The organism is Kitasatospora sp. NPDC098663, assembly GCF_044760075.1.
Taxonomy (GTDB): Bacteria; Actinomycetota; Actinomycetes; order Streptomycetales; family Streptomycetaceae; genus Kitasatospora.
In genome coordinates, this window is record NZ_JBIWAP010000023.1 from 35,429 (window position 1) to 61,701 (window position 26,273).

Here is a 26,273-nt window from a genome sequence, read left to right on the forward strand (position 1 = left end):
CCTCAACCCCGGCGCAGGCCCGCCGGTCGGCGGCGCTCCGCCGGAGCCCGGGTCAGCCCCCGGACTCAGGCCCGCGCCCGCGCCCGCCCGAGCCCTGGCCGCCCACCCGGGCCAGCGCGTCCACCACCCGGGCGTCGTACAGCCGGCCGCGCCCCAGCCGCAGCACCTCCAGCGCCTCCAGCCGGCCCGCCGCCTCGCCGACCCCGCGGCCGCGGGCCGCCGTCAGCAGGTCGTCGTGGGCGTTGGCCACCCGGATGATCCGGGCCGCCAGCGGCACCGCGCCGTCCCCGCCGGCCGTGCCGAGCACCGGATCGGCCAGCCGGGCGACCTGCTCGGCGACCTGCCGGGGCACCCCGGTGCGGCGGATCACCTCGCTGCCCAGCCGGGCGATCCGCTGCTGCTCGGCGCAGGGCAGCAGCGCGGTCGCGCCGTCCGGCACCGGCTCGACCAGCGACAGCTGGCCCACGTCGTGCATCAGCGCCGCGTACTCCAGCAGGGCGAGTTCCCGGGTGCCCAGCCCCAGCTCGCGCCCCAGCGCGCACGCCGTGTCCGCGACCCGGCGGGCGTGCCCGTGCGGGGTGTAGCCGGCCACCTCGGTGGCCCGGGCCAGGCTGGCGATGGTCTGCCCGGTGGTGGCCCGCACGGCCGCGGCCCGCCGGAAGGACACCTGGGCGAGCAGCAGCGGGGTGCAGAACAGCGGCAGCGCCCACAGCCCGACCTCGCCGGCCGCCAGGCTGACCAGCATCCCGGTGGCGACGATCGCCGAGCCGATCCCGAACAGCGAGCGCAGCTCGTCCTCCAGCGCCGCCGGGAACCGCAGCCCGCCCTCCAGACCCGCCGCCGACCGGCGCAGCAGCGCCGCCAGGGTCGCGTCGCAGAGCGCGGCCAGCGCGGCGACGGCGGTCAGGAACGCCCCGTACGCCGGGCCCTCGGGCGAGAAGCGGTCGACCAGTCCGCCGTTGTAGAGCGGCTGGAAGACGGCGGCGGCGAAGCCGACCCCGAGCAGCCGGCGGGCGGCGCTGTCCCGCCGGGCCGGGTCGGCCCAGGGCGGGCGCCGGTGCGAGCGGCCGGTGCGGGCCCGCCGGATCGGGCCCGGCCGACCCCGGCCCGGGCGGCACGCCCTGAGCCAGGGCAGCGCGAGGCCGGGCAGCCAGGCCAGCAGCAGGCCGACGCCGGTCACCGCGACCACCTGGAGCATCCCGTGCGCGGTGGGCACCCCGCGCAGCGGCCCGAGCAGGGCGTACGCCAGGGCGCCGGCCGCGCCGATCGGCGCCTGCTCGCGGTCGCCCGGAAGGGTGATCCGCACGCACTCGCCGAGCGCGATCAGCGCCGTGAACGCCAGCGCGACCCGCGCCCCGGCCACCCCGCGCAGCGCGACCGCGCCCACCGCGAACACCAGCAGCGCGGCCGCCGCCGCGTGCACCACGCGGGCCTCCCGGCCGACCGCGGTCACGGCTGCCCGGCCGTGGGGACGCTCCCGCCCTGCGCGGGCACCCGGCCGGGCGCCGCCCGGGCCGGCTCGGGCACCCCGAGCGGAATGTCGGGGACGGCCCGGATGCCGTCCCCGGGCGGCGGCAGCACCGGCTGCCAGTCGTGCCCGGCCAGCGCGTCGATCAGCGCCCGGACCATCACCGGGTCGAACTGGCTGCCCGAGCAGCGCTCCAGCTCCGCCACGGCCTCGGCGACCGGGCGGCCGCGCCGGTAGGAGCGGGTGGAGGTCATCGAGTCGAAGGCGTCGGCGACCGAGATGATCCGGGCGAACTCGGGGATCTGCTCGCCGACCAGCCCGCTCGGGTAACCCCGGCCGTCCATCCGCTCGTGGTGGTGCAGGATCCCGGCGTGCGCCTCGCCGAGGAAGGCGATCCCGCGCACCAGCTCGTACCCGTACACGGGGTGGATCTCGACGGCCCGCCGCTCCGCCTCGCTGAGGGGACCGTTTCTGCGCAGCAACTCGGTGGCCACGCCCAGCTTGCCGACGTCGTGCAGGATCCCCGCGAAGCGCAGGGTGCGCAGCCGCTCGGCCTCCATCCCGAGCTGACCGGCGATCAGCACCGACGCCCGGCCGACCCGTTCGCTGTGCCCGCGGGTGTACGAGTCCTTGATCTCCACGGCCTGCACCAGCGACTGCACGGTGGCCTGGTGGGCGTCCCGCTCGCGCTGCCCCTGGGCGAACACCCAGGCCGAGATCGACAGCGGCAGCAGCGCCAGCAGCGCCGCGAACGCCCCGTACGGGCCCTGCCAGAGCACGGCCACCATCAGCCCGCCGGCCGCGTGCACCAGCACCGGCAGCCCGCACACCGCGACCGCCCCGCGCAGCAGCACGACGGGCCGGCGGTCCTCCGCGAGCATCAGCATCGCGCCCACCAGCACCCCGTTGACCAGGCAGAACGTGACGACGGCGGCGAAGCCGGGCAGCAGCGCGGCCGGGAAGCGGGAGCCGAGCAGCAGTTGCGGCCCGTGCAGCAGGTGGAAGGCGGCCGCGGAGGCGAAGGCGCACAGCGCGAGCTGGGAGCCGTTCCACAGCCGGCGGGTCCGGCAGTCGCGCCCGGCCGGGCCGCCGAGCACCGCGGCGGGCACCGCGACCAGCGCGGCGGCGGCCGGCGGCAGCATCAGCACGCCGGCGAACAGCACCGGGAAGAAGGCGTTGACCCCGGGGCGGGAGAGCGCCCGCTCGGGCGGCGGCGGGCGGCGCAGCAGCCGGCGGACCAGACGCAGGCAGGGCGTCGGCAGGCCCTGGGCCAGCGACTCCCAGCAGCCGTGCAGGAAGGCCAGCAGCCCGACCTTGGGCCAGTCCACCGGGGCGCCGAGCCAGCGCGGGACCGCGGGCGGCACACCCGTCGGCAGCAGCGGCAGCAGGCAGCACAGCGCCGCCACCGGGACGGCCACCAGGTAGCGCATCGCCCCCTCCGGCAGGGCCGCGTCTTCGCCGTCGACAGCGATCTCGACCTCCCCGACGTCCAGGCCCGCGTTGCCTCAGCTCGCCGGGTGGAACGGCGGTGAGCGTCCGTCAGGAGGATAGGCCGCCACCCGGGCGCAGGGACGCATGATGGCGCGACGACGCTGCTGGCGCACCGCCAACTCACTCGAACGAGTGAGGGGCGCATGCAAGCACAAAGGGAGCGGCCCCGGGAGCGCACGCCCCCGGGGCCGTCTGACACCGTGTCCGGACCGCTCGGCCCGCCCTCGCCGGCAGGCCCGTCCGCTTGCTCCGCCCGGCTGTTGAACGACCGTCGAACGGCCGTCGAACGGCCGCCCGGCTACTCCGCCGGGGCGCCCGCCTCGACGGCGGCACCGCGGACCGTCGGCTCCTCCGGGGCCTCGCCGGCGCCCGGCGCCGGCCGGTCCGTCTCGACGTGCAACTCGACCGTGGTGTCGACGGCGACCACCACCTGCTCGCCCGAACGCTGCCCCGCCCGGATCGAGTCGATCCTGGCCAGCACCTTGCTGCGCAGGTCGGCCGGGGTGTCGTCGCAGCCGCAGGAGCGCTTGATCAGCGCCTTGATCGCCTGCTCCAGCCCGTACTGCTTCAGGCAGGGCGAGCACTCCTCGAAGTGCACCCGCAGCTTGGCGCAGTCGCCCTCGGCCATCTCGTTGTCGAGGAATTCGTAGAGGTGGTCGAGGACCTCGCCACACTCCGTGTCGTGCGGATCGCCGCAGCTCATGAGCCCGAGCCCTTCGCTTCCTGCCCTGCCCCGCTGCCGGCCGGGACGAGCCCGCGCTCACGGGCGTAATCCTCCAGCATGCCGCGCAGCTGACGGCGGCCGCGGTGCAGCCGGGACATCACCGTGCCGATGGGAGTACCCATGATGTCCGCGATCTCCTTGTACGCAAAGCCTTCTACGTCCGCGAGGTACACGGCGATCCGGAATTCCTCCGGAATGGCCTGGAGCGCGTCCTTCACATCGCTGTCGGGGAGGTGGTCGAGCGCCTGGGTCTCGGCCGAGCGCAGACCGGTCGACATGTGCGACTCGGCGCGGGCCAGCTGCCAGTCCTCGATCTCCTCCGCCGCCGTGCGCTGGGGCTCGCGCTGCTTCTTGCGGTACGAGTTGATGAACGTGTTGGTGAGGATGCGGTACAGCCAGGCCTTGAGGTTGGTGCCCTCGCGGAACTGGTGGAAGGACGCGTACGCCTTGGCGAACGCCTCCTGGAGCAGGTCCTCCGCGTCCGCGGGGTTGCGCGTCATGCGCAGCGCCGCCGAGTACATCGGATCCAGGTAGCCCAGGGCGTCGCGCTCGAAGCGCTCCCGCCGGGCCTCCTCGCTCTCCTGTGCCGACACCCGGAAGGTGTCCTCACCGATCGCCTCGGCCAGCTCCTCACCGGTGAGCGCCTCGCCCGTGGGCCGGCCCTCCTCCGGGCCCCGGCCCGGCTCGGCCTCGTGCTCGGTCCCGACGACCGGACCCACCTCCTCGGCATGGCGGGCACGACCCACGGCGGGCCGCCCCGAAATGGAGGATATCGGGCTGACGGGCTTCTCGCCCGCGGCAATCCAGTCGGACCAGGCGGGGCCGAACGCCGCGGCGGCCTCGCGCTGCTCTGACCGCTCGGGGCACGCGATCGAACCCATCTGCCCTGCCTCTCAACCGGGAATCGTGCTGACGAGAGTGCCAACCACCCCGACCCCGCCCGCATTCCCGCGCCCGCCCCGAAATCGCTCGTACGGGTGATCGAGCGGAAACCCCCCGCTCACGGCCGCCCCCACCGCCAGCGCCGCCTCAGACGACCCGCAGCACCCAGTCCCCGACCGCCCGGCAGATCGCCTCCAGCACCTCGTCCTGCCCCACCGGCGCCCGCTTGGGCACGTCGAAACCGTGCCCGCCGTACGGCACCGCCACCAGCTCGTGCCCGGTCGGCGGCTCCGGGAACTCCTGCGGCCCGCCGAACGGATCCGCCGTACCCTGCACCACCAGCGTCGCCACCCCCGACTCCAGCAGCTCCTGCGCCCGGCTCCTCTCCGGCCGGCCCGGCGGGTGCAGCGGGAACGCCAGCGCCACCACCCCCACCGCCCCGCTCTGCGCCCCGGTGCGGCAGGCCACCCGCGCCCCGGCGCTGCGCCCGCCGACCACCAGCGGCAGCCCCTGGCCGGCCAGCCGCCCGGCGACCGGGATCCAGCCGCGGTCCAGCGTGCGCGGCGCCGGGGCGAGCCGGTTGCCCGCCACCCGCCAGGGCTGCTCCACCAGCGCCACGGTGATCCCGCGCGCCGGCAGCGCCGCCGCCAGCGCCACCAGGTCCCGCGCCTCGATCCCGCCGCCCGCGCCGTGACCGAGCGCCAGCAGCGCCTTCGGCGCACCGGCCCGGTGGTAGGTGATCCGGGCGTCCCCCACCTCGGTGGGGACGAGTTCGGTGGTCATCGTCGGTCGCTCCAACCGGCTCAGGCTCCCTCAGCTGTCAGGACTCGATCGTGAATCGTCGGACGTCAGAACAGGGTGGTCTCGTACTCCGCCTCGGCCCACGGCTCCTTGAGCTCCGGTCCGTTGTTGCGGATGCTGCCGACCGCCGGCGACACCGGGGTGGCCAGCAGCGCACCGGGCGGCGGCGGTATCAGCAGCCGGCGCAGCTCGTCCGGGTCGTCCAGCCCCGGGTCCAGCCACTCGTCGTAGGAGCCCGGGTCCAGGAACAGCGGCATCCGCTCGTGGATCGGCGCCAGCGACTCCTCGGCGTCGGTGGTGACGATGGTGAAGGTCACCAGCCAGGCCGCCGGATGGTCGGCCGGCACCGTCCGGTCACGCCAGAACTCGTACAGCCCGGCCAGCGCCAGCGGGGTGCCGTCCGCCCGGGAGACGAAGAACGGCTTCTTGCGCGCCTTGCCGCGCTCCCCCGGCACCGTCTGCCACTCGTAGTAGCCGTCCACCGGCAGGATGCACCGGCGCGAGGCGAACGCCTGCCGGTACGAGGGCTTCTCGTGCACCGTGTCCGACCGGGCGTTGATCATCTTCACCGCCGTCTCGGCCGACCGCGACCACTGCGGCACCAGGCCCCAGCGCAGCACCCTCAGCTGGCGCACCGGCCGCGCCCGGCCCTTCGGCACCCGCTCCAGCACCACGAAGGCGCTGGTGGTCGGGGCGACGTTCCAGTTGGGGGCCAGCGTCTGCGCCGGATCCCACTGCTCGACGCCGAACAGCTCGACGATGTCCTCGGGCTTGCCACTGGCTGCGAAGCGACCGCACATGCGGGCCAGCTTGCCATGCCGGCCCCGCTCACCACTTCTTCATCCCGCCAGGAGAACCGTCCGCTCCCGCCCGCCCGTCCCCGCATGGGAGGCTGCCCCGAACGGCCCAACGCAGCGGACGGAGGCGGAGACGAGACGATGAGCGCACAACCCACCGACCAGAACCTCGGCGAACTGTGGAACCAGGTCACCGGCACCCAGCCCGCGCCGCCCGGCTGGCTGGTACTGGCCACCGCCGGCGCCGCCCTCCTCGCCGTCCTCGCCCGCCCGCTCTGGCACGTCACCCGCAACGCCGTGACCATCGCCCACGAAGGCGGCCACGGCCTGATCGCCCTCGTCACCGGCCGCCGGCTCGCCGGCATCCGGCTGCACTCCGACACCTCCGGCCTCACCCTCTCCTACGGCCGCCCCACCGGCCCCGGCATGATCCTCACCGCCGCCGCCGGCTACACCGCCCCCGCCCTGCTCGGCCTCGGCTGCGCCGCCCTGCTCTCCACCGGCCGGATCACCCTGCTGCTCTGGCTGGCCGTCGTCCTGCTGCTCGCCCTCCTGGTGCGCATCCGCAACGCCTTCGGCCTGTTCACCGTGCTGGTCGCCGGCGGCGCCTTCTTCCTGGTCTCCTGGTTCGGCAGCGCCGAGGTCCAGGCCGGCTTCGCCTACCTCGGCTGCTGGTTCCTGCTGTTCGGCGCCGTCCGCCCGGTCCTCGAACTCCAGCACCAGCGCCGCATCGGCTGGGCCCGCGACTCCGACGCCGACCAACTGGCCCGCCTCACCCACATCCCCGGCCTCGCCTGGATCACCGTCTTCCTGCTCACCGCCCTCGCCTGCCTCGCCCTGAGCGCGAGCTGGCTGCTCCAGCCCCTGTACTGACCCCCGCCCGCGGCGCGGGCCGACTGCTACAACCCCTGCACCGGGCCTCCCCCGTCCCGCCATGCGGTTGGCGCAGGGGCCGTTCCGGTACGGCCCCTAAACTTGGCCCCATGACCGAGACCCTGTGGCCCGCCCCCGTCGCGACCACCCCCGTTGACGCCACCGTCACCATCCCCGGCTCCAAGTCGGTCACCAACCGAGCCCTGGTGCTGGCGGCGCTCGCCGACGAGCCCGGCTGGGTGCGCCGACCGCTGCGCAGCCGCGACTCCCAGCTGATGGCCGACGGCCTGCGCGCCCTCGGCGTCGGCATCGAGGAGAAGGTCAACAACGACTCCGGCGGCACCGGTGGCGGCGAGGCCTGGCGGGTCATCCCGACCCCCGCGCTGCGCGGCCCCGCCTCGATCGACGTCGGCAACGCCGGCACCGTGATGCGCTTCCTGCCCCCGCTCGCCGTCCTCGCCGACGGCCCCGTGCACTTCGACGGCGACCCGCGCAGCTACGAGCGCCCCCAGCACGGCGTGATCAACGCCCTGCGCGCGCTCGGCGCCCGGATCGACGACGGCGGCCGCGGCGCCTTCCCGCTGACCGTGCACGGCACCGGCGCGCTCGACGGCGGCCCGGTCGAGCTGGACGCCTCCTCCTCGTCCCAGTTCGTCTCCGCCCTGCTGCTCTCCGGCGCCCGCTACAACCAGGGCGTCGAGGTCCGGCACGTCGGCGGCCCGGTGCCGTCGCTGCCGCACATCCGGATGACCGTCGAGATGCTGCGCCTGGCCGGCGTCCAGGTCGACGCCCCCGAGGACGGCGGCGAGAAGGACGTCTGGCGGGTCACCCCCGGCGCCCTGATCGGCCGCGACCTGGTGGTCGAGCCGGACCTCTCCAACGCCGCGCCGTTCTTCGCCGCCGCCCTGGTCACCGGCGGCCGGGTCACCGTGCGCGACTGGCCCAAGCACACCAGCCAGCCCGGCGACCAGCTGCGCGAGATCTACACCCGGATGGGCGGCGCCTGCGAGTTCACCGACGAGGGCCTGCAGTTCACCGGCACCGGCCGGATCCACGGCATCGAGGCGGACCTGCACGACGTCGGCGAGCTCACCCCGGTGATCGCCGCCGTCGCCGCACTGGCCGACTCCGAGTCCCACCTGTACGGCATCGCCCACCTGCGGCTGCACGAGACCGACCGGCTCGCCGCGCTCGCCAAGGAGATCAACGACCTCGGCGGCGACGTCACCGAGACCGAGGACGGCCTGCGGATCCGCCCGCGCCCGCTGCACGGCGGCGTCTTCCACACCTACGAGGACCACCGGCTGGCCACCGCCGCCGCCGTGGTCGGCCTGGCCGTGCCCGGCGTCGAGGTGGAGAACGTGGCCACCACCGCCAAGACCCTGCCGGACTTCCCGAAGATGTGGGCGGAACTGCTCGGCGAAGCGGTGGCGGACGCCTGAGCGGAGACTGAGCACATGCGCCGCTACGGCAAGGACGCCGACGAGGACGACATCCGCAACCGCCCCGCCCGCCGGGGCTCCCGGCCGCGGACCCGGATCCGGCCCAAACACGAGGACGCCGCCGAGGCGATGGTGCTGACCGTCGACCGCGGCCGGCTGACCTGCCTGATCGACCCGGGCACCAAGCAGGAACGCGAGATCGTCGCCATGAAGGCCCGCGAGCTGGGCCGCAAGGGCGTCGTCGTGGGCGACGTGGTCAACATCGTCGGCGACCTCTCCGGGGACACCGACACGCTCGCCCGGATCGTCCGGGTCGAGGAGCGCAGCTCGGTGCTGCGGCGCACGGCGGACGACGACGACCCGTACGAGCGGATCGTCGTCGCCAACGCCCAGCAGCTGGCCATCGTCACGGCGCTGGCCGACCCGGAGCCCCGCCCCCGGCTGATCGACCGCTGCCTGGTGGCCGCGTACGACGCGGGCATGGAGCCGCTGCTGGTGCTCACCAAGGCCGACCTCGCCCCGGCCGAACCGCTGCTGGAGTCGTACGCGCCGCTCGGCATCGACTACGTGGTCACCCGTCGGGACGACCTGGAGACGGAGGGCGCCGAGGCCGTCCGCGCGCACCTGCGCGGGCTCTCCACGGTGTTCATCGGCCACTCCGGCGTCGGCAAGACCACCCTGGTCAACGCCCTCGTCCCGGACCACCAGCGGCAGACCGGCCGGGTCAACGCGGTCACCGGGCGCGGCCGGCACACCACCGTGTCCGCCCTGGCGCTGCGGCTGCCCCCGCCGCCCGGGGCCAAGCCGGGCTCCAAGAAGGCGCTGGACCCGGGCTGGGTGATCGACACCCCGGGCTTCCGCTCCTTCGGCCTCTCGCACATCGACCCGTCCCGGGTCATCCACGCCTTCCCCGACCTGGAGCCCGGCACCGTCGACTGCCCGCGCGCCTGCAGCCACGACGAGCCGGACTGCGCGCTGGACGCCTGGGTCGCCGGCGGCCACGCCGAGGGCGCCCGGCTCTACTCGCTGCGCCGCCTGCTGGCCAGCAAGGAGGCCCGCGAGGGCGACTGACCCGGGCGGCGGTTTTACCGTCCCATGGGGTTTCCCGACCGTTCGAGGTGTCGGACCGCGCCGGCCTGGCGATCATAGGAAGGTCGGGCCACAGCGCGGTCCGACCCGTCGATCGACAGGGAGGGCACGCGATGGCATGGGCCTTGGTGGTCCTGGCCGGCCTGCTGGAGACCGGCTTCGCGATCAACCTCAAGCTCAGCGAGGGCTTCACCAAGCTCTGGCCCACCATCAGCTTCTGCGTGTTCGCCCTGGGCAGCTTCGGCCTGCTCACGCTGTCCCTGAAGAGCCTGCCGGTCGGCCCCGCCTACGCGGTGTGGACCGGCATCGGCGCGGCCGGCACCGCCATCTACGGCATGGTCTTCCTGGACGAGACCACCTCGGTGCTGAAGCTGGTCTCGATCTCCCTGGTGATCGCCGGCGTGATCGGCCTCCAGCTCAGCGGCTCGGCGCACTGAGCGGCCGTCCCGGCCCGCGAGCCCGGCTGTCCCGATCCGGGCGGGATCGCTAGGGTTTCGGACATGGCCGACTACCACGACGATCTCCGACTCGCCCACGTCCTCGCCGACTCGGCCGACTCGGTCACCCTGGAGCGCTTCCGCGCCCTCGACCTGAAGGTCGAGACCAAGCCCGACCTCACCCCCGTGAGCGACGCCGACAAGGCCGCCGAGGAGCTCGTCCGCAGCGTGCTGCAGCGCGCCCGCCCGCGCGACGCGGTGCTCGGCGAGGAGTTCGGCCTCCAGGGCTCCGGCCCGCGCCGCTGGGTGGTCGACCCGATCGACGGCACCAAGAACTACATCCGCGGCGTCCCGGTCTGGGCGACCCTGATCGCCCTGCTGGAGGACGGCCCGGACGGCGTCGAGCGCCCGGTGGTCGGCATCGTCTCCGCCCCCGCGCTGCAGCGCCGCTGGTGGGCGGCCAAGGACCTCGGCGCCTACGCCGGCCGCAGCCTCACCAAGGCCTCCCGGATCCACGTCTCCGGCGTGTCCCGGATCGAGGACGCCTCCTTCTCCTACTCCTCGCTCTCCGGCTGGGAGGAGCGCGGCCGCCTCGACCCCTTCCTGGACCTCACCCGCGCCTGCTGGCGCACCCGCGCCTACGGCGACTTCTGGTCCTACATGATGGTGGCCGAGGGCGCGGTCGACATCGCCGCCGAGCCCGAGCTGTCGCTCTGGGACATGGCCGCCAACTGCGTCATCGTCGAGGAGGCCGGCGGCCGCTTCACCGGTCTGGACGGCGTGCCCGGCCCCGGCGGCGCCGACGCCGTCGCCAGCAACGGCATCCTCCACGAGGAGACCCTGCGCCGCCTGAGTGTCTAGGCCCTGTCCGGCCGCTTGAACATGGTGCGGGCCCGGTCGACCAGTCCTCTGGTCGACCGGGCCCGCCGCTCGTCGGGGCGCGTCCCGGCTACTGCTTGCGCAGCTCCCGGACGGCCGCCTCCAGCCGCTGCCCGTAGTCGGCGTCGGCCTTGCGGAAGTTGTCGACCGCCCGCTCGACGATGTCCTCGCGGTCGGCGGAGACCTTGGCGATGAAGCCGGCCAGGTTGGCGATCAGCCGCTGCTTCTCGTCCTCCGAGAACAGCCGGTACAGGTTGCCGGCCTGCACGAAGTCGTCGTCCTCGGCGTGCGAGGGCGCCTCGTGGTTGCCGGTGGCACCGGTGACCGCGGTGGCGGCCCACAGCGGGCGGCCGGTCTGCACCGGGCCGCCGAAGCTGTTCGGCTCGTAGTTCTTCTGGCGGCCGTGGCGGCCGTCGTACAGGTGGCCGTCGCGGCTGTTGGTGCGCGCCTCGGTGGCGTGCGGGCGGTTCACCGGCAGGTGGTCGGCGTTGATGCCGACGCGGTAGCGGTGGGCGTCCGCGTACGCGAACAGGCGGCCCTGCAGCATCTTGTCGGGGGACGGGCCGATGCCGGGCACGAAGTGCGACGGGGAGAAGATCGACTGCTCGACCTCGGCGAAGACGTTGTCGGGGTTGCGGTTGAGCTCCAGCCGGCCGATCTCGACCGGCGGGTAGTCGGCGTGCGGCCAGACCTTGGTGAGGTCGAAGGGGTTGAAGCGGTACTGCGCCGCGTCGGCCGCCGGCATGATCTGGACCTGCACGGTCCAGCTGGGGAACTCGCCGCGCTCGATCGACTCGCGCAGGTCGCGCTGGTGGCTGTCCGGGTCCTCGCCGGCCAGCCGGTTGGCCTCGTCCTGGGTGAGGTTCCTGATGCCCTGGTCGGTCTTGAAGTGGTACTTGACCCAGAAGTGCTCGCCGGCCTCGTTCTGCCACTGGAAGGTGTGCGAGCCGTAGCCGTTGAGGTGGCGGTAGCTGGCCGGGATGCCGCGGTCGCCGAACAGCCAGGTCACCTGGTGGGTGGCCTCGGGCGACAGGCCCCAGAAGTCCCAGACGTTGTCCGCCTCCTGGGAGCCGGTGTACGGGTCGCGCTTCTGGGTGTGGATGAAGTCGGGGAACTTCACGGCGTCCTTGATGAAGAACACCGGGGTGTTGTTGCCGACGAGGTCGTAGTTGCCCTCCTCGGTGTAGAACTTCAGCGCGAAGCCGCGCGGGTCGCGCACCGCGTCGGCCGAGCCGAGGTTGCCGGCCACCGTGGAGAACCGCAGGAAGACCTCGGTCTGCTTGCCGACCTCGGACAGGAACGAGGCCCGGGTGTAGGGCGTCAGGTCGGCGGTCACCGTGAAGGTGCCGTAGGCCGCCGCGCCGCGGGCGTGCACCACGCGCTCCGGGATCCGCTCGCGGTTGAAGTGCGCGAGCTTCTCGAAGAGCTGCTGGTCCTGGATGAGCGCCGGGCCGCCGGGGCCCGCGGTCTCGGTGTTCTGGTTGTCGGCGACGGGGGCACCCGCCTCCGTGGTGAGGGTGGGGCGCAGCTCGTCCTGGGTCGTCATAAGAGGGCCTCCGCGTTATCCGGTCGTGACGACTCGATCCTAACTTGGACTTTGTCCAAGTCAACACTGGAACCAATCTCAGAGCGTGACTTATCCTGTTCCCATGAGCGACCTGCTGGAACGACTTCGCGGACGCGGCTGGCGGCTGACCTCACAGCGCCGGGTCGTGGCCGAGGTCCTCGACGGCGACCACGTGCACCTCACCGCGGACGAGGTGCACGCCCGCGCCGTCGCCCGCCTGCCCGAGATCAGCCGCGCGACCGTCTACAACACCCTCGGCGAACTGGTCGGCCTCGGCGAGGTCCTGGAGGTCGCCACCAACGGACGCGCCAAGCGCTACGACCCCAACGCCCACCGCGCCCACCAGCACCTGGTCTGCTCCGGCTGCGGCGCCATCCGCGACGTCCACCCGCACGGCGACCCGCTCGCCGCCCTCCCGGCCGGCGAACGCTTCGGCTTCACCGTCACCACCGCCGAGGTCACCTACCGCGGCCTCTGCCCGGACTGCACGGGCACGCCGTAACGGCACCGACCGACCGGCGGGAACCGCCGGACACGCCCTACGCGCTCAGCTCCGCGTGCAGCGCGCCCAGCAGGCGCCCGGCCCGCTCCGCCACCTCGGCCGGCCCGTAGTCGGCCGCCCGGCGGCACCAGTTCTCCGCCTGCACCGGCTCCCCCCGGCGCAGCGCCAGCAGCGCCAGGCGCAGCGCCGCCCGCCCGTGCCCGGCGTCGGCCGCCCGGGTGTACCAGAGCATCGCCTGCGCCTCGCGGTCCTGCCGGGCCAGCAGCAGCCCCAGGTTGAAGGCGGCGCTGCGGCTGCCGGCCTCGGCCGCCCGCCGGTACCAGCTCTCGGCGATCTCCAGCGCGCCGCGCTCGGCCGCCCGCACCCCCATCCGCACCTGCGCCCGCCGGTGCCCGGCATCGGCCGCCAGCGCGTACCAGTGCTCGGCCTCGGTGTCCGCGTCACCGCGCCGGTCCAGCACCGAGGCCAGCCGGAACGCGCCCTCCGCCGACCCGCCGGACGCCGCCTGCCGGTAGCGCTCCAGCGCGCCGGCCAGGTTGCCCCGCTGCTCCTGGGCGACGGCCAGTTGCAGCGCGGCCTCGCCGTGGCCCTCGGCGGCGGCCCGCGCGTACCACTCCTGGGCCTGCCGCTGCTCGCCGCGCCCGGCGTGCAGCACGCCCAGGTTGAACGCGCCGTCCACGCTGCCGGCCTCGGCCGCCTTGGAGAACCACGGCTCGGCGCCGGTCTCCTCGCCGCGCTGCAACAGCACCACGGCCAGCGCGTTGCAGGCCTCCCGGTGCCCGGCGTACGCGGCCCGGCGGTACCACTGCTCGGCCTGCTGGTCCCGGCCGGTGGCGACGCAGAGCAGGCCGAGGTTGAAGGCGCCGTTCTGGTCGCCCGCGTCCAGGGCGGTGCGGTACCAGTGCTCGGCCTCCTTGGACTCGCCGCGCCCGGCGTGCAGGGCGCCCAGCGCGTTGGCGGCGTTGCCGTCGCCGGCCTCGGCGGCCTCCCGCCACCACTCGGCGGCGGCGGCCAGGTCCCCGGAGTCGCGCAGCAGGAAGCCCAGCGCGCAGGCGGCGCGCGGCTCGCCGTTCTGCGCGGACTGCCGGTACCAGCGGGCGGCCTCCTCCAGCAGCGGCTGGTCGGTGGCGGCGCGCTCCTCCAGCAGCACGCCCAGGCGCAGCGCGGCGCGGGCGTGGCCGCGGGCGGCGGCGGTGCGGTACCAGGCCTCGGCGATCTCCTTGTCCCCGGCGGCCTCGCGCATCCGGGCCAGCCGGTAGGCGGCCTCCCGGTGCCCGGCGTCGGCGGAGACCTTGAACCAGCGCTCGGCGCGCACGTCGCGCCGGTGCTCCATCAGGTCGCCCAGCGCGTAGGCGCCGAGCGGGTGGCCGTGGTCGGCGGCGAAGTGCAGCCAGTACTCGGCGGCCTCCTCCTCGCCCTGGTCGCGCAGTTGGAGCCCGAGCGCGTGCGCGGCGGGGGCGCTGCCGGCCACCGCGGCCTGGCGCCACCACTGGGCGGCCTCGGCGCGGTGGCCCTGCTGGTGCAGCAGCACGCCGAGGTTGTTGGCGGCGGCGCGCGTTCCGGCGGCCGCGGCGGCGCGCAGGTAGGGCTCGGCGTCCTCCAGGTCGCCGCGGCGCAGCAGCAGGGTGCCGAGCCGGCTGGCGGCGTCCTGGTCGCCGTCGTCGGCGGCCTGCCGGTGGCGGGCCTCCAGCGCGGCGCTCTCGCGGGCGGCCAGCGCGGTCTCGAAGCTGGTGGTGTCCAGACCGGCCGGGTCGAGTGCGGCGGCGTTCGGGCCGTCGGCGGCGCCACCGTCGGGCCCGTACGGGCGGACGGCGTCAGCGAACTGACGGGTGGGCACCCGGACCAGGCTGTCGGGGCCGTAGCCGGCGACCGGGGGGCGCTCGGACAGGCCGCTGGTGCGCTGGGCGGGCAGGGCTCCGGGGCGGCTCTCGGGGCTCTCCGCCCAGGCGTCGGTGTCCGTCTCGGTGGCCGCCGCGGACTTGGTGCCTGACCCGTACTTGCCGATCAGCCTCATGCCGACTCCCGCTCCCCCAGAGTGTCGCGGCATCGTGCCCCGGCCCGCGGCCGGGGGGACCCCCAGGGGAGGCGCCGGAACCGACGGCCGATCAGCAGCCGCGCACCGTCCCCCATGTGTCCCATCGTCGCACCACCCGCAACCCGCGTACACCTGCCCCGGCCGAATTCGGGCGGGGCCGACCCGAAGCCGACGAAATTGCTTCGGCGCTTTGTCGATTTCCCGACACTCGGGCCTCACAAACCCCGTGCCGTCGTCGTTGGCGACGGTTGATGGTACCGGAGCGGTTCCCGCCGCTTCGGGGGGAAAACACCAGAGGCCCGGAGGAAGAATCCTCCGGGCCTCTGGCCACTGAGTAGCGGGGACAGGATTTGAACCTGCGACCTCTGGGTTATGAGCCCAGCGAGCTACCGAGCTGCTCCACCCCGCGTCGGTGGTTAAACCATAGCACGGGCGCGGGGTGGAACAGCAATCGGTTGCCGCAGCTCAGCGGGCCACGGCTGCGGCTACGGCTACGGCTACGGCTGGCCGGACGGCGATCCGGTCGGCGTCGCGCCCGGGGTCGCGCCCGGCGTCGGGGCCTGCGCCGGGCTCCCGCCGCGGGCCGCCTCGGCCGCCTTCAGCGCATCGCCCAGCGCCTTCTGGGCGTTGCCGTAGGCCACCCAGTCGCCGTTCTTGAACGCGGTCTGGCTGTCGTTGTACGCCTTCTCCGCGTCCCCGAGCGCCTTCTGCAGCTCCGGCGAGATCGTCCCGCCCGGCGTCGCCGTCCCCGGACTCGTCGGCGTTCCCGGGTTGGTGGGCGTTCCCGGGTTGTTGGGCGTGGACGGCGCGGTCGGCGTGGTCCCCGGGGCCGCCCCGGCGAACACCTTCTTCAGCGCGTCCTCCAGGGTGTTCTCGAACGCCACGTTGTCGTTCCCGTACACCGCCAGCACCTTCTGCAGCGTCGGGTACTTGGCGCCGCGTCCGCGCACGTACACCGGCTCGACGTTGAGCAGCCCGCCGCCGACCGGCAGGGTCAGCAGGTTGCCGTACTCCAGCTCGGTGTCACCGCCGCTCTTCAGCGCGAAGATCTGCGAGGCCACCTCCTGCCGGGAGTTGAACGTCGACTGCACCAGGCCGGGGCCGGGGGCGCTGTTGTCCCCCGAGATCTTCAGGATGCGGATCTTCCCGTAGTCCGGCCCCGGGTCGGCGTTGACGGCCATGAACGCGGCCAGGTTCGGGCGGCCGTTGGGCACGAAGGTCGTGGTCAGCGAGAAGCTCGCCGAGGTGACCTGCGGGTCCGGCATCCGCACCGTCACGTAGTACGGCGGCTGGACCTGCTTGGTGTCACTGGTCGGGTCGACCGGGATCTGCCAGATGTCGCTGCCGTTGAAGAAGGAGTTGGCGTCGGTCACGTGGTACTGGCCGAGCAGGTCGCGCTGCACCTTGAACATGTCCTGCGGGTAGCGCAGGTGCGGCAGCAGCGTGCCCGGGATGTCCGCCTTCGGCTCGACGGTGCCGGGGAACGCCTTCATCCAGGTCTTCAGCACCGGGTCCTGCTCGTCCCACTGGTAGAGCTTCACCTCGCCGGTGTAGGCGTCCACCGTGGCCTTGACCGAGTTGCGGATGTAGTTGACCTGGTTGGCGACGGTCAGCAGCTCACCGCGCTGGTTGGTCAGCGAGTCCTTGGTCGCGGTGCCCAGCGTCGTCTTCGACGAGAACGGGTAGCCGTCCGAGGTGGTGTAGCCGTCCAGCACCCAGACCACCCGGCCGTCCTGCACCACCGGGTACGCGTCGGCGTCGATCGACAGCCACGGGGCGACCTTCTCCACCCGCTCCTTCGGCGTCCGGTTGTAGATCACCTTCGCGCCGTCGGTGATCGCTCCCGCGTACAGGATCTGCGGCTCGGCGAAGCGCACCGCGTACGCGGCCCGGGTGATCGGGTTGTCCAGCGAGACACCGCTGTTGCCGGTGTAGGTGTACTCCTTGTTCTCGCCGGTCTTGGTGGTGTAGTCGATCTCCTTGTTCGAGCCGCCGACGATCGAGTACGACGTCGTCTTCTCGCCGTAGTAGATCCGCTGCTGGTAGTCGCCCAGCGCGCCGGTGGCCGGCAGGCCGGACTCGGTGAACACCGGCTCGCCCTTGTCGCTGACCTGGTTGCCCTTGGCGACGACCGCGCCGTAGCCGTGGGTGTACTTGAAGTGGTCGTTGATCCAGTTGCGCTGCACGCCGTTGAGGTCCAGCTCGCGCAGGCCGATCACGGTGTCCTGCTTGTCCGTGCCGGAGCCGTAGCGGTCCACGTCCAGGGTGTTCGGGAAGGCGTAGTAGTTGCGCTGCTGCTCGATCGACTGGAAGGTCGGCGAGACGACGTTCGGGTCCAGCAGCCGGATGTCGGAGATGGTCTGCGCGTCCGGCTTGAGCGCCTCGGCCGTCGTCGACCCCTGCGGGCTGTACTGGGTGGTCTGCGCGTCCGCGATCCCGTACGCCTGCCGCGTCGCGTCGATGTTCTTCTGGATGTACGGCGTTTCCTTGGCCTGCTCGTTCGGCTTGACCTGGAACTGCTGCACGATCGCCGGGTACAGCCCGCCGATCAGCACCGCCGACAGCACCATCAGCCCCAGCCCGATCAGGGCCGGCGCCCAGGTGCGGCGCACCGGCGTCAGGAAGAACAGCAGCGCGCAGATGATCGCCACGAAGAACAGGATCGTCTTGGCCGGCAGGAACGCGTTGGCGTCCACGTAGCGCAGGCCGGTCCAGCCGGAGACCCCCTTGTAGGAGCCGGTCTTCACCGCCAGCGCGTACCGGTCCAGCCAGTACGCCACCGCCTTCAGCAGCACGAACACGCCCAGCAGCACCGCCAGGTGCCCCTGCGCGCCCGCGCTCGCCCGACGGCCCGGGCCCTGCAGCCGCAGCCCCCCGTACAGGTAGTGCACCAGCGCCGAGGTCAGCAGCGAGACGATCACCGCGCTGAACGCGAAGCCCAGCACGAACTCGTAGAACGGCAGGTCGAAGGCGTAGAACGAGACGTCCATGCCGAACTGGGCGTCCTTCTCACCGAAGGGCGTCGCGTTCGTCCACATCAGCCAGGTCCGCCACTGGCCGGACGCCGCGGCGCCCGCCACCAGGCCGATCACCAGCGAGACCCCGATCAGCGCCCAGCGCTTGAACGGCGCCAGGCCCGACCGGTAGCGGTCCAGGCTCTGCTGCTCGACCGACATCGCCGACAGCGGCGGCCGCAGCCGGTGCGCCAGCCAGACGTTGAAGCCGACGATCACCGCCATCAGCAGGCCGAACACCGCGAACAGGCCGATCTTCGTCCACAGCTGCGTGGTGAACACCGAGGAGTAGCGGACGGACCTGAACCACAGCCAGTCCGTCCAGAACCCGGCGAACATGACGAACAGCAGGAACAGCACCGCGAGCACGCCCAGGGTCAGCAGGGCCACCCGCGCCCGCCGGGAGGGCGGCCCTACCCTGCGCCGGAAACCCGGCCCTGAGCGTTCCGGCATCTGGAATACCACGGTGGCACCTCAGCTGTGTCGTCTGGAGTCACTGGAGTCAGTCGGTCTTCAGGGAAACTTAACCAGGCTTTGGCCGAGTTCCCACCGTTAGCAGACGGTTACGACGACGTTCCCCGTCCCGGCCGTTCCCCGGCCCACTCGCGGCGCCCGGCGCCCGGGCCCCCGCCCGGCGTGTGAGGATTGAGGCATGTCCGACGCGTCCAATGCACTCAACTCCCCCGGCTCCCCCGACGACGTCTCCAAGCTCCCCGCCGCCACCCCGCTCACCCGGGCCGCGCTGGAGATCGACGAGTACGCCGCCACGCTCGGCTGGGACCTCCCGGCCCGGCTGTTCGCCCTGGTGGACAGCACCGCCCTGCGCAAGGCCGACCCGAAGATCGCCGCCCAGCTCGGCCTCGCCGACGACGACACCGCCGGCCTCACCCCGGTCGAGCAGGACGAGCTGCCGGCCGGCATGGAGCTGGACAAGTTCCTCGGCACCATCGCCTGGCCCGACGCGGTGGTCGGCTGCGCCCTGGTCGTCGAGCGCCTGATGCTGCCGCCGGGCTCCGAGCAGACCCGCCCGCGCAACGCCAGCGACGCCCAGCTCGCCGAGTGGGTGGCCAACCACCCCAAGCGCGAGGAGGTGCGGATCACCGCCGCCGTGCTGCGCAACGGCAAGAAGGAGATCGCGCTGCGGCTGCGCTCCAAGGACGTCGCCCGTGAGGTGCTGACCGGCCCGGACCTGGTGCCCGGCCTGACCGCTGCGCTGCTGGCGACCTTCTCGTAGCCCCCGGCCGCCCCGGCGGCCGCCCTTCAGGTTCACCGCACGACGTCACGGCATTACGTCACGGCACTACTTCACGGCACTACTTCACGGCGCAGGACGGCAGCGCGGAGGTCTGCCCGGAGCGGATCTGCTCCAGCGACTTCAGCGCGCCGTCCAGCGTGTCCGTCTTGATCAGGTTCAGCCCGGACGGGACGTTCTTGGTCGCCTCGGCGCAGTTCGAGGACGGGGTGAAGAAGTACTCGGCACCGGCGTCCCGGGCGGCGATCAGCTTCATCGATATCCCGCCGATCGGGCCGACCTTGCCGTCGTCATCGATGGTGCCGGTGCCCGCCACGAACCGGCCGCCGGTGAGGTCGCCGCCGGGGGTGAGCTTGTCGATGATGCCGAGCGAGAACATCAGCCCGGCGCTCGGCCCGCCGACGTCCTGGAGGCCGATGTCGATCTGGAACGGGTAGGTGTGCCGGATCGTGGTGCCGATGCCGACCACCGCGAGTTCCGCCCGCTCGGCCGGGGCCTTCGGGTCGAGGTCCTTGGCCCGCACGGTGGGGACGGTGACGTCGGTCCGGTCGCCCGGGTTGGCGCCGCCGTTGCCGGTCGCGTCCTTGACCCGCGGGACGACGGTGAAGACCACCGACTCGCCCGGCTTGTGCTTGGTGACCGCGGCCACCACCTGCTCGGCCGTGCTGACCGGAGTGCCGTCGACGGCCACGATCTGGTCGCCCGCGTGCAGCCGGCCCTCCGCCGGGGCCCCCGCCGTGACCGATTTGATGATCAGCTCGGTGCCGACCGGGATGCCCATCTGGTTGAGCGCGGCGGTGCGGGCGCTGTCCTCGGAGGAGGCGAACTCCTCGGCGTTCTGCTTCTTGGCGTCGGCGTCCGTCTGCCCCTTCGGATAGACGTTGTCGTGCGGCACCACCAGCACGTCGTCGCGCAGCCACCCGACCACCGCGTTGACCAGGCTGGGCTCGTACTTGGCCCCGGTGACCTGGACGGTGGTCATGTTGAGGTGCCCGGTGGTCGGGTACGAGTCGCGCCCGGTGATGGTGATCACCGACTTGCCCCCCTGGTTGCCGAGCGTGTTGTACGTCGGCCCCGGGCTCATCTCCGTGTACGGCACCTTCATCAGCACCGAGACGCAGAGCAGCGCTATGAGCAGCAGGGTGGCAGCGAGCATCGTCGCGGAGCGGCGTGGCATGCCTCGACAGTACGGGACGCGGATGAGCGGGCGCCCCCCGGGCTACCGGCCGGAACCGTCCTCGGAGGCGGCGCTCCCGGCGGTGGTGCGTTCCATCGCGGCCATGAAGCGCCGGTGCTCGGCGAGCGAGGCGGGGTCCCCCGTGGCTCTCGGGGCTCGCTGGGCCCAGCCCGCCCACAGGGCGGCGAGCAGGACGGCGATGACCGGAATGATCAACCAGGCGAGCGCACCCATATCAGTACTCCCAGCTCGTCGTGTCTACGAGCAGATTAACCACTCCGGCGGACAACGCGGGCGGCGCCGTCCGGGTTACGGGACGGCCGATCGGCTCACTGCCAGGGAGTATTCGGCCCACTGACCCGGACCCGTTCGAGTGAGAGCCCGGCCCGCCCGGCATGTTCGTCGCGTTCTGTGCACAAGTGGCGACTCTCCGCAGCGATTCGCCCCTTCCCGGTCCGCCCCGGTCCAGTCCGGTCCGGCCCGGCCCGGTCCACCGGGGCGCCCGGGTCAGCAGCTGCCGGCGCCGACCCACTCCTCCTCGCCGTCGGTGAAGACCTGGTGCTTCCAGATCGGCACCTCGTGCTTGAGGTCGTCGATCAGCCGCCGGGCGGCCGCGAAGGCCTCGCCCCGGTGGGCACAGGACACCGCGACGATCACCGCCTTGTCGGTGATCTCCAGCCGGCCGACCCGGTGCACCGCGGCCAGCGCCCGCACCGGGAAGTCGGCGACGACCTTCTCGGCGATCCGGCGCATCTCCTGCTCGGCGGTGGGGTGGCAGCTGTATTCCAGCGCGGTGACCGACTTGCCGCCGTCGTGGTCGCGGACCGTCCCGACGAAGACGGTCGTCCCGCCGGCCGCGTCGTCGCCGACCGCCTCGTACACCTCGTCCAGCGAGAGCGGGGTGTCGCGGATGGCGAGCAGGCGGATGGGGTCGTGGTTCTCGGACATGCCCCCATGATTCCCCATCCCGGGTGGTTTGAGGCAAGCAGGTTCCGCATCACGATGACGGAATTCCGCATCGTGAGAAAACCTGCCCGTCCCTCGGGGCCACCGGCCTCAGAAGCGGCGCCGCTTGCGGGCCCGGCGCACCAGCGCGGCCGTACCGACCAGCGCCACCGTCGCCCCGGCCGCCCCCAGGCTGGTCGCGGCCTCCTTGCCGCCCAGCCGGCGCCCGGCCACCGCGTGCTTCCCGGCGACCTGGCCCAGCAGCTCGGCCAGCACCTGCTCGTTGCTGTGCTCCGGCCGCCAGCCCGCCTCGTGCAGCCGGCTGCCGGACACCACCCACGGGTACATCGTGTACGCCAGGTCCCCCGCCGGGGCCGGGGTCAGGCCCAGCCGGTGCAGCCGGGCCGCGGTGCCCAGCGCCAGCGAGGCCGGCAGCTCCATCCGCCGGATCCCCGACAGTCGCTCCACGTCCTCCTGCTCCAGCCAGCCGTCGCAGCCGACCGTCACCTCGCCCTCCACCAGGCCCAGCGCCGCGTACTCCAGCGCCGCCGCCAGGTCGTCCACGTGGCAGAACTGCCAGCACGGGCGGGAACCGGCCACCACCAGCAGCCGCGGCGCCTCGAAGTGCCGGGTCAGCACGGTGTCCACGCCGGGGCCGACCACCACCGCCGGACGCAGCACCGTCACCTGCAGCCCCGGGTGGGCGCGCGGCGCCCGGCGGGCCAGGCGCTCGATCTCCAGCAGGTCCCCGACCAGCGAGGCCTCCTCGGTCGCCCGCAGCTCGGAGTCCTCGGCCAGCGGCACCTCGTTGTCGGCCAGCGCGCCGTAGACCATCGCGGAGGTGCAGAGCACCACCCGGTGCACCCCGGCGGCCGCGGCCGCCGTCAGCACGGTCTGCGCGCCGCGCACGTTGTAGGCGCTGCGGGCGCGCGGATCCGACTCCATACCGAAGTCCATCGCCAGGTGCACCACCACGTCCACGCCGGACAACCGCTCGGCCACCGCGGGGTCGCGCACGTCCAGCACCCGCCACTGCACACCCGGCACCTCGCCGCGCCGGTCGTCCACCGCCAGCACCCTGCGCACGTGCGGCGAGGCGACCAGACGGGCCGCGACCCGTTCGCCGATCACGCCGGCGGCACCGGTGACGGCCACGGTCAGCGGCCGTCCGCCGTAGGCTGGAGGCGGCGACGCCGTGATGTCCGGGGCGTCCTCGTCTCCGGTCAGCCCAGAGCGAACGTCCGAAGGCGGGGAACTCACCGACCATCCTCCACGGTTAGCTTATGTGCGTACGGACGTGTGTCACGTACGTCCATCCTGCCCGAGGCGAAGGCCCGGCGGTGCACCCGGCGCGGGCCTGCCGCACTGGAGCCGCCCACGAGTCCCCCACTCCGCTGGTGCCCCGGGCGGGCAGCACTTCCCGCCCCACCCGTATGACGGCCGACCGGATCGAGGACCCCGTGAGCGACCTTCCCTTCGGATTCGGCGTTCCGCCCGAGGAGCCCGAGGACGGCAAGGCCAAGCCCGACAACGAGCAGCAGAAGAAGGACCAGGGCTCCGCAGGCTCCGACCAGAGCGGCGCGCAGCCGTTCGGCTTCGGCGCCGGCAACCCGTTCGGCGCGCTGTTCGGCATGCCCGGCATGCCCGGCGGAGCCCCGGGCGGCCCCGGCGGGGCCGACAACCCGTTCGCCGCGATGTTCGGCGGTCTCAACCCCAACGACCTCGGCAGCGCGTTCCAGCAGCTCGGACAGATGCTCTCGTTCGAGGGCGGCCCGGTGAACTGGGACCTCGCCAAGAACATCGCCCGCCAGAGCGTCGTCGCCGAACCCGCCGAGGGCAAGAGCAAGGACCGCTCGGTCAGCGCCGCCGAGCACTCCGCCGTCGCCGAGGCCGTCCGGCTCGCCGACCTGTGGCTCGACGGCGTCACCGAGTTCCCCTCCGGCGCCGGCACCGCCGTCGCCTGGAGCCGCGCCGAGTGGATCGAGGCCACCCTCCCGGTCTGGAAGGACCTCGTCGACCCGGTCGCCGAGCGGGTCGGCAACGCCATGGGCGGCGTCCTGCCCGAGGAGATGCAGGCCATGGCCGGCCCGCTGATGGGCATGATGCGCTCCATGGGCGGCGCCATGTTCGGCACCCAGATCGGCCAGGCGCTCGGCGCCCTCGCCGCCGAGGTGGTCGGCTCCGCCGACGTCGGCCTGCCGCTCGCCCCGGCCGGCAAGGCCGCGCTGCTGCCGCAGAACGTCGCCGAGTTCGGCGAGGGCCTGAACGTGCCCGCCGACGAAGTCCGGCTCTACCTCGCCCTGCGCGAGGCCGCCCACCAGCGGCTCTTCGCCCACGTGCCGTGGCTGCGGGCCCACCTGCTCGGCGCCGTCGAGGCCTACGCCCGCGGCATCAAGGTGGACACCTCCCGGATGGAGGAGCTCGTCGGCCAGCTCGACCCGAACAACCCGGAGGCGCTCCAGGAGGCGCTGGCCGGCGGGCTGCTCCAGCCCGAGGACACCCCCGAGCAGAAGGCCGCGCTCGCCCGCCTGGAGACCGCGCTCGCGCTGCTCGAAGGCTGGGTCGACGCGGTCGTGCACGCCGCCGCCGAACCGCACCTGCCGCAGGCCGGCGCGCTGCGCGAGACCGTCCGCCGCCGCCGCGCCGCCGGCGGGCCCGCCGAGCAGACCTTCGCCACCCTGGTCGGCCTGGAGCTGCGCCCGCGCCGACTGCGCGACGCCGCCCGGCTGTGGGCGCTGCTCGCCGACGCGCGCGGCATCGAGGGCCGCGACGCGCTCTGGCAGCACCCGGACATGCTGCCCACCGCCGCCGACCTGGACGACCCGGACGCCTTCGTGCACCGGGGCACCGGCGACCTGGAGGGCGGCCTCGACTTCGACGCGATCGACAAGCTGCTCGGCGAGGCCGCCGCGGGCGGCACCGCCGCCAAGCCGGACCTCACCAAGAACGACGGGCCGGCGACGAGCGACGAGCCGAAGCAGGACGGCGACGGCACCGACGGAAAGGGCGAGCCCACCGCATGACGGCCACCGACACCGGGGCGACGTCCCTGCACGCGGACGCCGTGCGCACCCTGACCGGGTGGCGCCCCGCCGACGAGGAGCAGGACCGGCTGCGGCTCGACTACCTGACGCACCTGGCCGAGCAGCCCGAGGGCCTGTACCGGTCGTGCCTGCCCGCGCACATCACCGCGAGCGCGGCGGTCGTCGATCCGGCGGCCGGGCGGGTGCTGCTCACCCTGCACCCCAAGGTCGGCATCTGGCTGCAGATGGGCGGGCACTGCGAGCCCGACGACCGGGACCTCGCGTCGGCGGCGTTGCGGGAGGCCGTCGAGGAGTCCGGCATCCCCGACCTGGCCCTGCTGGAGGCGGACGGCGTCCCGGTGCCGGCCAAGCTGGATCGGCACCTGGTCCGCTGCACCGGCAAGGACCGTCCGGAGAACACCCACCTGGACGTCCAGTACATCGCGGTGGCACCGGCCGGTGCGCAGGCGCTGATCAGTGAGGAGTCGCTGGACCTGCGCTGGTTCGACTACGACCGGCTGCCGGAGCTGACCGACCACTCGGTGCGGGACCTGGTGGCACGGGCCCGCCTGCTGACCAGCTGAGGTGAAACCCGAAGAGGGGGCGCGGGCCGATACGGCCCGCGCCCCCTCTTTTTGCTCCCCGCGTCGTTCTCCTCGCCGCGTTCCTCCCTGCCGCCTCCCGGCCGGGCGTCGAGCCGTCAGCCGCAGGAGCAGGCCGGATCGGCATCCCGGTCGGCGTGCCGGGCGCCGGGGATGTGCGGCAGCCGGGCCGCCGAGACCACGCCCTCCAGGTAGCCGCGAGCCCGTTCCGTCCGGGGGTAGGCCTCCAACAGGGCCCAGAACGCCGGGCCGTGGTCCGGTACCAGCAGGTGGGCCAGCTCGTGCAGCAGCACGTAGTCCAGGACGTACTCCGGCATGCCCTGCAGACGGTGGGAGAGGCGGATCGTCCCCTCGCTGGGGGTGCACGAGCCCCAGCGCGAGTTCTGGTTGGTGACCCAGCGGACCTGGGCGGGCCTGGCGCGATCGCCCAGGTAGGCGGCCGACAGCCCGCGGGCCCGGTCCATCAGCGCGTCGTCGCCGAGGATCCGGCGACTCTCCTGCGCGGCGAGCTTCTCCAGCATCTGCGCGACCCAGCGCTGCTCCTCGGCGTGCGACATCCGGGCCGGGATCAGCACGATCGTGCGGTCACCCTCGCGGTAGGCCGAGACGGTGCGGCTGCGGCGGGCGCTGCGGCGCACCTCCACCCGGCCGCGGTCGTGCGGCTCCGGTGGCACGGCGGCGGGTGGGTGCTGCGGCGACGCGGGCCTCGCCTGCTGATCCTGGTCCCGACGCCCACGCGTGCTGGGCGCCGCCACTTGCGACCCGGACGCTGCACGGGCACGCCGACGCGACGCCGGTGGATGGGAGTCCCGCTCGGCTGCCATGGCACACGACGTTACCCGCTACCACGGACAGAAGTCCGGTGCCGTGGCCGAAATCTTTCATGGAGTGATCGGGAACGAAAAGTCGACGGAGAGTGTCCGGAAACCGGCGCCGGAGCGGATGGGCGGTTATCCACAGGGTTTGCGAACAGATGATGTGATCATGAGCCCGAGCCTGTGGATAACTTTGCGCACGACGTCGGCGCGATGGGGCATGCTGCGGTCAGTGTGACCGGACAGCACAGTCTGCGAATGGACACCACAGTTTGCGAAGGCGGCAGGGTGAACACTGTGAGTGATGGCGGCACACCCACTCTCCGACGCGAGGCTGGTTCGCTCGTTCGAGGTATTCCGAGTTGCTTCTGGCTCGCAGTCGCTGCGCCCTCGGCATGATCGTCTCGGCGTGACGCCACATCAGGTGGGTCGCGTCGGCCAGATCCCCTTGTAGGGCA

At 73.4% G+C, this 26,273-nt stretch carries 23 protein-coding genes and 1 tRNA gene; 9 read left to right on the plus strand and 15 right to left on the minus strand.

What is annotated here, in order from left to right; all coding sequences use genetic code 11:
* Positions 1-52 precede the first annotated feature (52 nt).
* From ACIQVZ_RS24265 to ACIQVZ_RS24290, 6 genes are all read right to left on the minus strand, one after another.
* Positions 53-1,453, minus strand: a complete 1,401-nt coding sequence (locus ACIQVZ_RS24265) for an HD-GYP domain-containing protein (protein WP_402452744.1) — start codon at positions 1,451-1,453, stop codon at positions 53-55.
* Positions 1,450-2,898: an HD-GYP domain-containing protein gene (locus ACIQVZ_RS24270; RefSeq protein WP_350879690.1), complete on the minus strand. Its 1,449-nt coding sequence runs from the start codon at positions 2,896-2,898 to the stop codon at positions 1,450-1,452. The genes ACIQVZ_RS24265 and ACIQVZ_RS24270 overlap by 4 nt, the downstream gene beginning before the upstream one ends.
* Before the next feature lie 359 nt (positions 2,899-3,257).
* Positions 3,258-3,662 (minus strand): mycothiol system anti-sigma-R factor, encoded by a 405-nt coding sequence (rsrA, locus tag ACIQVZ_RS24275; protein ID WP_350879691.1) that lies wholly within the window; start codon positions 3,660-3,662, stop codon positions 3,258-3,260.
* On the minus strand, positions 3,659-4,402 hold the full coding sequence (locus ACIQVZ_RS24280) for a sigma-70 family RNA polymerase sigma factor (RefSeq protein ID WP_350879692.1): 744 nt from the start codon (positions 4,400-4,402) through the stop codon (positions 3,659-3,661). Before ACIQVZ_RS24280 ends, rsrA begins: the two co-directional genes overlap by 4 nt.
* 310 nt (positions 4,403-4,712) lie before the next feature.
* Positions 4,713-5,348, minus strand: a complete 636-nt coding sequence (locus ACIQVZ_RS24285; protein ID WP_402452747.1) for an alpha/beta family hydrolase — start codon at positions 5,346-5,348, stop codon at positions 4,713-4,715.
* A 65-nt stretch (positions 5,349-5,413) separates the two neighbouring features.
* Positions 5,414-6,166 (minus strand): SOS response-associated peptidase, encoded by a 753-nt coding sequence (locus ACIQVZ_RS24290; RefSeq protein ID WP_402452749.1) that lies wholly within the window; start codon positions 6,164-6,166, stop codon positions 5,414-5,416.
* A 138-nt stretch (positions 6,167-6,304) separates the two neighbouring features.
* Here ACIQVZ_RS24290 and ACIQVZ_RS24295 point away from each other — a divergent pair, with 138 nt between their 5' ends.
* The 5 genes from ACIQVZ_RS24295 (at position 6,305) to hisN (ending at position 10,865) form a co-directional block, all read left to right on the plus strand.
* Complete coding sequence (locus ACIQVZ_RS24295) at positions 6,305-7,036, plus strand: M50 family metallopeptidase (protein ID WP_350879695.1); 732 nt, start codon at positions 6,305-6,307, stop codon at positions 7,034-7,036.
* 110 nt (positions 7,037-7,146) lie between these two features.
* Positions 7,147-8,478 (plus strand): 3-phosphoshikimate 1-carboxyvinyltransferase, encoded by a 1,332-nt coding sequence (gene aroA / locus ACIQVZ_RS24300; RefSeq protein WP_063347887.1) that lies wholly within the window; start codon positions 7,147-7,149, stop codon positions 8,476-8,478.
* A 15-nt stretch (positions 8,479-8,493) separates the two neighbouring features.
* A complete protein-coding gene (rsgA, locus tag ACIQVZ_RS24305) occupies positions 8,494-9,549 on the plus strand; it encodes a ribosome small subunit-dependent GTPase A (protein WP_350879696.1) in 1,056 nt (351 codons plus the stop codon).
* Between the two features lie 131 nt (positions 9,550-9,680).
* Complete coding sequence (locus tag ACIQVZ_RS24310) at positions 9,681-10,004, plus strand: multidrug efflux SMR transporter (protein WP_063347889.1); 324 nt, start codon at positions 9,681-9,683, stop codon at positions 10,002-10,004.
* Between the two features lie 63 nt (positions 10,005-10,067).
* A complete protein-coding gene (hisN, locus tag ACIQVZ_RS24315; RefSeq protein ID WP_350879697.1) occupies positions 10,068-10,865 on the plus strand; it encodes a histidinol-phosphatase in 798 nt (265 codons plus the stop codon).
* A gap of 88 nt (positions 10,866-10,953) precedes the next feature.
* On the opposite strand, the gene ACIQVZ_RS24320 is transcribed toward hisN, so the two are convergent.
* Positions 10,954-12,429, minus strand: a complete 1,476-nt coding sequence (locus tag ACIQVZ_RS24320; RefSeq protein ID WP_350879698.1) for a catalase — start codon at positions 12,427-12,429, stop codon at positions 10,954-10,956.
* A gap of 103 nt (positions 12,430-12,532) precedes the next feature.
* Between ACIQVZ_RS24320 and ACIQVZ_RS24325 the strand changes: the two genes are divergently transcribed.
* On the plus strand, positions 12,533-12,952 hold the full coding sequence (locus tag ACIQVZ_RS24325) for a Fur family transcriptional regulator (RefSeq protein ID WP_063347892.1): 420 nt from the start codon (positions 12,533-12,535) through the stop codon (positions 12,950-12,952).
* Positions 12,953-12,989: 37 nt separating this feature from the next.
* On the opposite strand, the gene ACIQVZ_RS24330 is transcribed toward ACIQVZ_RS24325, so the two are convergent.
* From ACIQVZ_RS24330 to ACIQVZ_RS24340, 3 genes are all read right to left on the minus strand, one after another.
* The gene (locus ACIQVZ_RS24330; protein ID WP_402452753.1) at positions 12,990-14,966 is read right to left on the minus strand and encodes a tetratricopeptide repeat protein; all 1,977 of its coding nucleotides are present in this window, start codon (positions 14,964-14,966) and stop codon (positions 12,990-12,992) included.
* Positions 14,967-15,322: 356 nt separating this feature from the next.
* Positions 15,323-15,396, minus strand: a tRNA-Met gene (locus tag ACIQVZ_RS24335).
* An 88-nt stretch (positions 15,397-15,484) separates the two neighbouring features.
* Positions 15,485-18,454, minus strand: a complete 2,970-nt coding sequence (locus ACIQVZ_RS24340) for a UPF0182 family protein (RefSeq protein WP_402452755.1) — start codon at positions 18,452-18,454, stop codon at positions 15,485-15,487.
* A 199-nt stretch (positions 18,455-18,653) separates the two neighbouring features.
* Between ACIQVZ_RS24340 and ACIQVZ_RS24345 the strand changes: the two genes are divergently transcribed.
* Positions 18,654-19,235, plus strand: coding sequence for a PPA1309 family protein (locus ACIQVZ_RS24345; RefSeq protein WP_350879701.1), 582 nt, complete (start codon positions 18,654-18,656; stop codon positions 19,233-19,235).
* Positions 19,236-19,314: 79 nt separating this feature from the next.
* On the opposite strand, the gene ACIQVZ_RS24350 is transcribed toward ACIQVZ_RS24345, so the two are convergent.
* The 4 genes from ACIQVZ_RS24350 to ACIQVZ_RS24365 all read right to left on the minus strand — a co-directional run bounded on the left by ACIQVZ_RS24350 (position 19,315) and on the right by ACIQVZ_RS24365 (position 22,635).
* On the minus strand, positions 19,315-20,430 hold the full coding sequence (locus tag ACIQVZ_RS24350) for a PDZ domain-containing protein (protein WP_350879702.1): 1,116 nt from the start codon (positions 20,428-20,430) through the stop codon (positions 19,315-19,317).
* Positions 20,431-20,472: 42 nt separating this feature from the next.
* On the minus strand, positions 20,473-20,664 hold the full coding sequence (locus tag ACIQVZ_RS24355; protein ID WP_350879703.1) for a hypothetical protein: 192 nt from the start codon (positions 20,662-20,664) through the stop codon (positions 20,473-20,475).
* Positions 20,665-20,937: 273 nt separating this feature from the next.
* The gene (locus tag ACIQVZ_RS24360) at positions 20,938-21,378 is read right to left on the minus strand and encodes a molybdenum cofactor biosynthesis protein MoaE (protein ID WP_350879704.1); all 441 of its coding nucleotides are present in this window, start codon (positions 21,376-21,378) and stop codon (positions 20,938-20,940) included.
* A gap of 108 nt (positions 21,379-21,486) precedes the next feature.
* A complete protein-coding gene (locus tag ACIQVZ_RS24365) occupies positions 21,487-22,635 on the minus strand; it encodes an NAD-dependent epimerase/dehydratase family protein (protein WP_107452871.1) in 1,149 nt (382 codons plus the stop codon).
* A gap of 200 nt (positions 22,636-22,835) precedes the next feature.
* On the opposite strand from ACIQVZ_RS24365, the gene ACIQVZ_RS24370 reads away from it, so the two are divergent.
* Both ACIQVZ_RS24370 and ACIQVZ_RS24375 read left to right on the plus strand, forming a co-directional pair.
* Complete coding sequence (locus ACIQVZ_RS24370) at positions 22,836-24,398, plus strand: zinc-dependent metalloprotease (protein WP_402452758.1); 1,563 nt, start codon at positions 22,836-22,838, stop codon at positions 24,396-24,398.
* Positions 24,395-24,982: an NUDIX domain-containing protein gene (locus ACIQVZ_RS24375; RefSeq protein ID WP_350879706.1), complete on the plus strand. Its 588-nt coding sequence runs from the start codon at positions 24,395-24,397 to the stop codon at positions 24,980-24,982. The genes ACIQVZ_RS24370 and ACIQVZ_RS24375 overlap by 4 nt, the downstream gene beginning before the upstream one ends.
* Positions 24,983-25,098: 116 nt before the next feature.
* Here ACIQVZ_RS24375 and ACIQVZ_RS24380 read toward each other — a convergent pair whose 3' ends face one another.
* Positions 25,099-25,674 (minus strand): YgjP-like metallopeptidase domain-containing protein, encoded by a 576-nt coding sequence (locus tag ACIQVZ_RS24380; RefSeq protein ID WP_350879707.1) that lies wholly within the window; start codon positions 25,672-25,674, stop codon positions 25,099-25,101.
* Between the last annotated feature and the right edge of the window lie 599 nt (positions 25,675-26,273).

What these genes read in the sequence shown, in the direction of transcription:
- ACIQVZ_RS24360 (WP_350879704.1), bottom strand. Translation starts at nt 21,378, where the DNA reads ATGTCCGAGAACCACGACCCCATCCGCCTGCTCGCCATCCGCGACACC.
- ACIQVZ_RS24270 (WP_350879690.1), bottom strand. Translation starts at nt 2,898, where the DNA reads ATGCGCTACCTGGTGGCCGTCCCGGTGGCGGCGCTGTGCTGCCTGCTG.
- ACIQVZ_RS24355 (WP_350879703.1), bottom strand. Translation starts at nt 20,664, where the DNA reads ATGGGTGCGCTCGCCTGGTTGATCATTCCGGTCATCGCCGTCCTGCTC.
- ACIQVZ_RS24290 (WP_402452749.1), bottom strand. Translation starts at nt 6,166, where the DNA reads ATGTGCGGTCGCTTCGCAGCCAGTGGCAAGCCCGAGGACATCGTCGAG.
- hisN (WP_350879697.1), top strand. Translation starts at nt 10,068, where the DNA reads ATGGCCGACTACCACGACGATCTCCGACTCGCCCACGTCCTCGCCGAC.
- ACIQVZ_RS24320 (WP_350879698.1), bottom strand. Translation starts at nt 12,429, where the DNA reads ATGACGACCCAGGACGAGCTGCGCCCCACCCTCACCACGGAGGCGGGT.
- ACIQVZ_RS24330 (WP_402452753.1), bottom strand. Translation starts at nt 14,966, where the DNA reads ATGAGGCTGATCGGCAAGTACGGGTCAGGCACCAAGTCCGCGGCGGCC.
- ACIQVZ_RS24325 (WP_063347892.1), top strand. Translation starts at nt 12,533, where the DNA reads ATGAGCGACCTGCTGGAACGACTTCGCGGACGCGGCTGGCGGCTGACC.
- ACIQVZ_RS24310 (WP_063347889.1), top strand. Translation starts at nt 9,681, where the DNA reads ATGGCATGGGCCTTGGTGGTCCTGGCCGGCCTGCTGGAGACCGGCTTC.
- rsrA (WP_350879691.1), bottom strand. Translation starts at nt 3,662, where the DNA reads ATGAGCTGCGGCGATCCGCACGACACGGAGTGTGGCGAGGTCCTCGAC.
- ACIQVZ_RS24340 (WP_402452755.1), bottom strand. Translation starts at nt 18,454, where the DNA reads ATGCCGGAACGCTCAGGGCCGGGTTTCCGGCGCAGGGTAGGGCCGCCC.
- ACIQVZ_RS24295 (WP_350879695.1), top strand. Translation starts at nt 6,305, where the DNA reads ATGAGCGCACAACCCACCGACCAGAACCTCGGCGAACTGTGGAACCAG.
- ACIQVZ_RS24375 (WP_350879706.1), top strand. Translation starts at nt 24,395, where the DNA reads ATGACGGCCACCGACACCGGGGCGACGTCCCTGCACGCGGACGCCGTG.
- ACIQVZ_RS24350 (WP_350879702.1), bottom strand. Translation starts at nt 20,430, where the DNA reads ATGCCACGCCGCTCCGCGACGATGCTCGCTGCCACCCTGCTGCTCATA.
- ACIQVZ_RS24345 (WP_350879701.1), top strand. Translation starts at nt 18,654, where the DNA reads ATGTCCGACGCGTCCAATGCACTCAACTCCCCCGGCTCCCCCGACGAC.
- rsgA (WP_350879696.1), top strand. Translation starts at nt 8,494, where the DNA reads ATGCGCCGCTACGGCAAGGACGCCGACGAGGACGACATCCGCAACCGC.
- aroA (WP_063347887.1), top strand. Translation starts at nt 7,147, where the DNA reads ATGACCGAGACCCTGTGGCCCGCCCCCGTCGCGACCACCCCCGTTGAC.
- ACIQVZ_RS24285 (WP_402452747.1), bottom strand. Translation starts at nt 5,348, where the DNA reads ATGACCACCGAACTCGTCCCCACCGAGGTGGGGGACGCCCGGATCACC.